This is a genomic window from Haloferax sp. AB510, from assembly GCF_024136985.1.
Taxonomy (GTDB): Archaea; Halobacteriota; Halobacteria; order Halobacteriales; family Haloferacaceae; genus Haloferax.
In genome coordinates this window covers 1-6356 of record NZ_JAMYJY010000153.1, presented here as the reverse complement: position 1 = coordinate 6356, position 6356 = coordinate 1, and the positions used below count along the sequence as shown (strand labels likewise).

Below are 6356 nucleotides of genomic sequence, written 5' to 3'. Positions count from 1 at the left end.
CGGCGACCGACTGGTCGTGGAGGTGCGCGCCGACGGCGGCGGCGATGGCCGCGGCCTCCTCGGCGTCGGCGTCGTCCGGAATCGACAGCCCCGACAGCAGCTCCCCGCTCATAGCGGGATGTTGCCGTGTTTCTTGTCGGGTTGCGACTTGCGCTTGGAGTTCAGCATCCGGAGGTCGGAGATGAGTCGTTCGCGGGTCTCGCCGGGTTCGATGACGTCGTCGATGAAGCCGCGGTCCGCGGCGGTGTAGGGGTTGGCGAACTCCTCGCGGTACTCCTCGATGAGCTCGTCGCGGCGGGCGTCGGGGTCGTCCGCGGCGTCGAGTTCGTCGCGGTAGAGGATATTGACCGCGCCCTGCGGGCCCATCACGGCGATTTCGGCGGTCGGCCACGCGTAGTTCACGTCCGCGCCGAGGTGCTTCGAGGCCATCACGTCGTACGCGCCGCCGTAGGCCTTGCGCGTGATGACGGTCATGAGGGGGACCGTCGCCTCGGAGTAGGCATAGAGGAGCTTCGCGCCGTGGCGGATGATGCCGTTGTGCTCTTGGTCGGTGCCGGGCAGGAAGCCGGGCACGTCCACGAACGAGAGGATAGGAATGTTGAACGAGTCGCAAAAGCGGATGAAGCGCGCGCCCTTCTCGGAGGCCTCGATGTCGAGGGTGCCGGCGTTCACGCGGGGCTGGTTGGCGACGATGCCGACCGAACGGCCGTCGAGGCGGCCGAAGCCGACGACGATGTTCTTCGCGAAGTCCTCCTGGACGCCGAAGAAGGAGCCCTCGTCGAGGACGCCGTCGAGCACGTCGTGGATGTCGTAGGGCTTTCGCGGCTGGTCGGGCACGACCTCGGCGAGGTCGTCGTCGACGCGCTCGGGGTCGTCCCACGGCTCGACGCGCGGGGGGTCTTCGACGTTGTTCTGCGGGAGGTACGAAAGCAGGTGTCGGATGTCGTCGAGCGCCTGTTCTTCGGTGTCGGTGGCGAAGTGGGCGACCCCGCTCGTCGAGGTGTGGGTCGTCGCGCCGCCGAGTTCGTCGAAAGTGACCTCCTCGCCCGTGACCGTCTTAATGACGTCCGGGCCGGTGATGAACATGTGGCTCGTGTCGCGGACCATGAAGGTGAAGTCCGTCAGCGCGGGGGAGTACACCGCGCCGCCCGCGCAGGGGCCCATGATGGCCGAAATCTGCGGGATGACGCCGGACGCCTCGGTGTTGCGGCGGAAGATTTCGCCGAAGCCGCCGAGCGACTGGACGCCCTCTTGAATCCGCGCGCCGGCGGAGTCGTTGAGACCGACGACGGGTGCACCGACCTCCATCGCCTTGTCCATCACCTTGCAGACCTTCTCGGCGAACACCTCGCCGAGCGAGCCGCCGAAGACGGTGAAGTCGTGGGCGAAGACGAAGACGGTCCGGCCGTCGACCTCGCCGTAGCCGGTGATGACGCCGTCGCCGGGGAGCTTCGTCTCCTCCATCCCGAACTTGTGGTTGCGGTGGGTCCGGAACTGGTCGAACTCGCGGAAGGTGCCGTCGTCGAGGAAGTAGTCGATGCGCTCGCGGGCGGTCATCTTGCCCTTGTCGTGCTGGGAGGCGATTCGGTCCTCACCGCCGCCTTTCAGGGCTTCCTCGCGCTTCTCGCGGAGTTCGTCGATCCGGTCTTCCATCGTCATGCCAGACCACCTTCGCTCATTGGAGCAACGGTCCGCAGTCCTCGGTCAAAGGAGTTCCGCAATCCGGCAACCCTTACTTCGACAGTTGTCGAAGAATAGGTGGAACAATCATCATGGTTGTTGGCGGGGGCGCGGGCCGCTTCTCGCGGTCGAGTCGGCCCAAAACGGAGGACGAAGTCGAGTCAGTGCGTCGAACGCGGCGGGATGGTCGCCGCTCAGACGACTGAGTTGGGCTGCCGAAGACCGAAGAACGCCGCGGCAGACGCGACGACGGCGACGCCGACGGTCGGCCAGAAGCCGATGGTCGTGTCCACGCCGAAGTGCGTGAGGAGCGTGAAGACGAGGAACAGCGGGAGGACGACCCCGACGGCGAAGAGCCACGGCGTACCGAGGGACTTCGAGAACTCACCCGCGCCGGCGGCGAACTCCTCGAGCGCCTCGCGGCCCATGACCCAGCCGACGAACAGGAGGAATGCGGCGAGGCCGGCGGTCAGGAGGACGTTCACGAGCGGGCCGGCGACGAAACCGAAGATGCCCGGGTTGAACGCGCAGACGGTGCCGGTGACGGCGACGAGCGCGGTCATCCCGACGACGGCGCGCCTGCGTGAGACGCCGTACTCGTCGACGAGGAACGCGACGGGGATTTCGAGCATGCTGATGGAACTCGACAGCGCCGCGAGCGTCACGACGGCGAAGAACGCGGTGGCGATGAGCGTCCCCGCGGGGAGTTGCGAGAACGCCCCAGCGAGGCCGACGAACAGCGCGCCCGGCCCGGTGCCGGTCTCAGTCGGATTGATTCCCTGCGAGAACAGAAGCGGGAAGACGACGAGACCGGTGATGACGCCGACGCTCGTGTTGAGGACGGCGATGGCGCTCCCGTCGAAGGGAAGCGAGCGGTCCTCGTCGAGGTACGAGGAGTAGGTGATCATCGTGCCCGCGCCGAGCGAGAGGGTAAACAGCGCCTGTCCGGCGGCGGGGCCGAGGATGGCGAAGAAGTTCTCGGTGATGACCGAGGGGTCGAACCGGAGGAAGAAGGTGTAGCCGGCGGCCGCGTTCGGCTGGGTCGCGGCCCAGGCGGCGAGACCGGCGAGCAGGATGAGCACGGCGGGCATCATGACCTTCGTGCCGAGTTCGATGCCCTTGCGGACGCCCGCGAAGACAATGAGCGCAGTCAGTCCGAGAAACAGGAGGTGGTAGAGCGCGGCGTCGACGCCGGCGGAAACGCCGCCGAAGTACTGGCCCGGATTCGTGAAGTACGCGGGGTTTCCGCCGACGACCGCGGCCCCGCTTTCGAGGAGATACCGGATAATCCACCCGCCGACGACGCTGTAGAACGAGAGCAGCGAGATGCCGGTGACGACCGAGAACGCGCCGACGACACCCCACGTTTTCGACCCCGAGAGGTCACGGAGCGCGCCGACCGGCGACTTCTTCGCCCGGCGACCGATGACGAACTCGCCGAGCAGACCGGGGACGCCGACGAGGAGAACGATACCGAGATATACGACGAGGAACGCGCTGCCGCCGTTTTCGGCGGTCTGCCACGGGAACCGCCAGATGTTCCCGAGGCCGACCGCGCTGCCGACGGCCGCGAGGATGAACCCGAGCCGTGTTGCCCATGTTTCTCGTGTCATTGACACCCATTGCCAGTCCACCGGTAAAAGGGCTTTCGGACCGACGATACGTCATCGGAGAAATTTAACGGTTTTGAGTGGTCTACGCGTGAAAATTGCTGTCGAATAGTCGGAGGAAATGCGTCGCTACCGATGATTCCTAACCGCTCGAAAAGCGGGGCCGGTCGCCGCCTCAGAGGGGCGGAACGATAGCCGGGCTCTCGCCGAGGAACAACGTCTGGAGCCCGAGGGCGAGCGTCGCCACGACGGCGACGATGACGAGCGTGCGGACCAACCAGAGCCACGTCAGGCCGACGCCGTCACCGAGTCCGCTGCCCTTCATCAACTCCTCGATGGCGGGCGCGCCGTAGACCCACGCCGCGAAGACGAGGATGCCGAGGACCGAAAGCGGAAGGAGCAGTTTGTAGGCGAGCGTGTCGAACCAGCCGAGCCACGCGGTGTCGATTGCCGACGGGACGCCGAGCAGGAAGATGACGCCGCCGAGACCGACCGCCATCTGCGGGCGGGAGACGTCGTAGTTGTCGATGGACCACGAGACGACGACTTCGAGGAGGCTAATCGCAGACGAGAGCGCCGCGATGAGCACGACCACGAAGAAGACGAGGCCGATTATCTGGCCACCGGGGATGTCGGCGAACGCGCCGGCGACGCTGATGAACACCGCACCCGCGCCGCTCGTGTTGGGGTCGATTCCCTGGGCGAACAGGAGCGGGAGGACAACGAGACCGGCGAGGATGCCGACGAAACTGTTCAGGAAGACGATGGTGATACCGTCGCCGAACAGGCTCTGGTCGCCGTCGATGTAGGAGGCGTAGGTTATCATCGCGCCCATACCGAGCGACAGCGAGAAGAACGCCTGTCCGACTGCGAAGGGGACGATGTCGGCGAAGTTCTCCGTGAGCGCGTTGAAGTCGGGCGAGAGGAAGTACGCGTAACCCTCCGACGCGCCGGGGAGCGTGAAGGCAAAGGCCGCGAGCACGCCGAGGATGACGACGATGCTCGGAACCATCAGTTTCGTCGCCTTCTCGATGCCGTCTTCGATGCCGGCGGCGACGATGCCGACGACGAGCGCCATGAACACGGCGTGGAGCGCGAGCGCGTCCATCCCGGCGGACACCTGTCCGAAGTACTCTGCCGGGGCGGCGAAGTACGCGCCGGTCAGGCTGCCGCCGATGTACCGGAGGACCCAGCCGCCGACGACGCTGTAGTACGACAGAATCCAGAACCCGGTGAACAGGCCGATAGCGCCGACGATGCGCCACTCCTTGTAGCCGAGTTTCTCGAAGGCGTTGATGGTGTTCAGGTTGGTCTTGCGTCCGATGACGAACTCGGCGAGGATGGCCGGGAGGCCGATGCCGAGCGCCGCGATGATGTAGACGATCAGGAAGGAGGCACCGCCGAACTGAGCGGTCTTGAACGGGAACTGCCAGATGTTCCCGAGGCCGACCGCGCTGCCGACGGCCGCGAGGATGAACCCTGCCCTGGTTGCCCACGTTTCACGTTCGGTCATGTCTATCACCCTGTTGCCGATGTGGGTGTGATAAATGACGCGGTATGCCGTCGCATATCGGAGCGAAAATCGACATAATTCTCCAACCAACTGTAGGATGTGGCACGTTCGTCCGAATTCAGACCTCGATTAGCCTCATTTTTCTAACGATTGTCGTGTTCGTGAATCCCTTGCGCACCGCGTAAAAATTCGTGCGCACCACAACGAATGTCATACCTTCTCGTGGCGAATGTTGCCACGAAACAGGGTACTCAGGCCTCGCCGTACACCGGGACGGCCGCGCCGCTCGTCACGGGGGTCGCGTCCGAACAGAGCGCGAGCACGGTCCGGGCGATTTCCTCGGGTTTCGCCCACGTGTCGAAGTCAGCGTCGGCCATCATCTCCCGGTTCATCGGGGTGTCGATGACGCTCGGCATGACCGCGTTCGCGCGCACGACGCCGCGGTTCTCCTCGGCGATGGTCTCCGTGAGTAGGCGGACGCCCGCCTTCGACGCCCGGTAGACGCCGTCGCCCTCGCCGCCCTCCAGCGACGAGCGAGCCGAGACGCTCACGACGGACCCCTCGGTCTCTCGGAGGTGCGGAATCGCGTGTTTCGACGCCAGGAACATCGTCTTGAGGTTCACGTCGAACAGGAAGTCGAAGGTGTCCGCCTCCGTCTCGTCGACGGGCGTCCCGCCGCGCCACGTCCCGGCGATGTTGGCGAGGTGGTCGAGGCGACCGAAATCGGAGGCGACCTCGTCGACGACGCGCACCACGTCGTCCTCGTCGGTGAAGTCTCCCTCGTAGAATCGGACTCCCTCGGCCTCGAAAAAGCCGTCCTCGTCGTCGGGTTCGACCACGTCCGCGGCCGCGACCGATGCGCCAGCCTCGTGAAACGCGCGGGCGATTGCGCCGCCGAGCGCGCCGCTCGCACCAGTCACGAGAGCCACGGTCCCGTCAAAATCGAATGTCACGTCCATGTCCGTGCAATACGTGCGCACTGGACATAATTCGGTCGCGGCTGTGCGACCGTCGGCGACCGGCCGCGTCGTCACCCTTCCGCGTCGGTGACCGCCTTCCCGGATTGCGGCGGGTACGACGAGGTGGTCCGGTCAGGGCGTGATGACCAGTTTGCCGAGGAAGCTGTCTTCCATGACCGCGCGGTGGGCCTCGGCGGCCTCGTCAAGGTCGTAGGTCCGCGCCACGTCGATTTCGAACTCACCCGCGCCCATCTGGCCGGCGAGTTCCCGCAGGGGTGCGGAGAGATCGGGTGTGTTGAACATGCTCATCATCGTGAGCGAGAGGTCCTTGCCGCGGGCCGACGACGACAGGTCGAAGCCGACTTCCGGGTCGTTCTCTCCGATGCCGACGACGCGACCGCCGTGGGCGGCCACGTCGGCGTCGAACTGGAGGTAGTCGTCGAGTCGGTGGTCGAGCGTCAGGTCCACGCCGTCGCCCGTCGCGGCGCCCACGACGGCGTCGGCGAGGTCGTCGCGGGCGTAGTCGAGAACCACGTCCGCGCCGAGTTCGGCCACCCGGTCGTGGTAGTCGGGCGCGGCGGTGGCGATGACGCG

General features: G+C 66.0%; 5 protein-coding genes and 1 pseudogene. All 6 read right to left on the bottom strand.

Translation table 11 applies throughout. The features are described 5' to 3' along the window. Positions 1-112 (bottom strand): annotated as a pseudogene (locus NKF06_RS19275) (acc operon protein); the annotation flags it as partial. Then, positions 109-1653, bottom strand: a complete 1545-nt coding sequence (locus NKF06_RS19270) for an acyl-CoA carboxylase subunit beta (RefSeq protein WP_058827737.1) — start codon at positions 1651-1653, stop codon at positions 109-111. The pseudogene NKF06_RS19275 and the gene NKF06_RS19270, both read right to left, overlap by 4 nt. 221 nt (positions 1654-1874) lie before the next feature. Further along, positions 1875-3293, bottom strand: a complete 1419-nt coding sequence (locus NKF06_RS19265; protein ID WP_058827596.1) for a sodium-dependent transporter — start codon at positions 3291-3293, stop codon at positions 1875-1877. Positions 3294-3465: 172 nt separating this feature from the next. Then, positions 3466-4803, bottom strand: a complete 1338-nt coding sequence (locus tag NKF06_RS19260) for a sodium-dependent transporter (protein ID WP_058827597.1) — start codon at positions 4801-4803, stop codon at positions 3466-3468. A 251-nt stretch (positions 4804-5054) separates the two neighbouring features. Continuing rightward, complete coding sequence (locus NKF06_RS19255; RefSeq protein ID WP_253246335.1) at positions 5055-5762, bottom strand: SDR family oxidoreductase; 708 nt, start codon at positions 5760-5762, stop codon at positions 5055-5057. Positions 5763-5894: 132 nt separating this feature from the next. Further along, on the bottom strand, positions 5895-6356 hold a 462-nt coding region (locus NKF06_RS19250), incomplete at its 5' end, for a zinc-binding dehydrogenase (RefSeq protein WP_253246334.1).

Excerpts from the sequence above, each read along its gene's own strand:
- NKF06_RS19260 (WP_058827597.1), bottom strand. The coding sequence starts at position 4,803 with ATGACCGAACGTGAAACGTGGGCAACCAGGGCAGGGTTCATCCTCGCG.
- NKF06_RS19255 (WP_253246335.1), bottom strand. The coding sequence starts at position 5,762 with ATGGACGTGACATTCGATTTTGACGGGACCGTGGCTCTCGTGACTGGT.
- NKF06_RS19265 (WP_058827596.1), bottom strand. The coding sequence starts at position 3,293 with ATGACACGAGAAACATGGGCAACACGGCTCGGGTTCATCCTCGCGGCC.
- NKF06_RS19270 (WP_058827737.1), bottom strand. The coding sequence starts at position 1,653 with ATGGAAGACCGGATCGACGAACTCCGCGAGAAGCGCGAGGAAGCCCTG.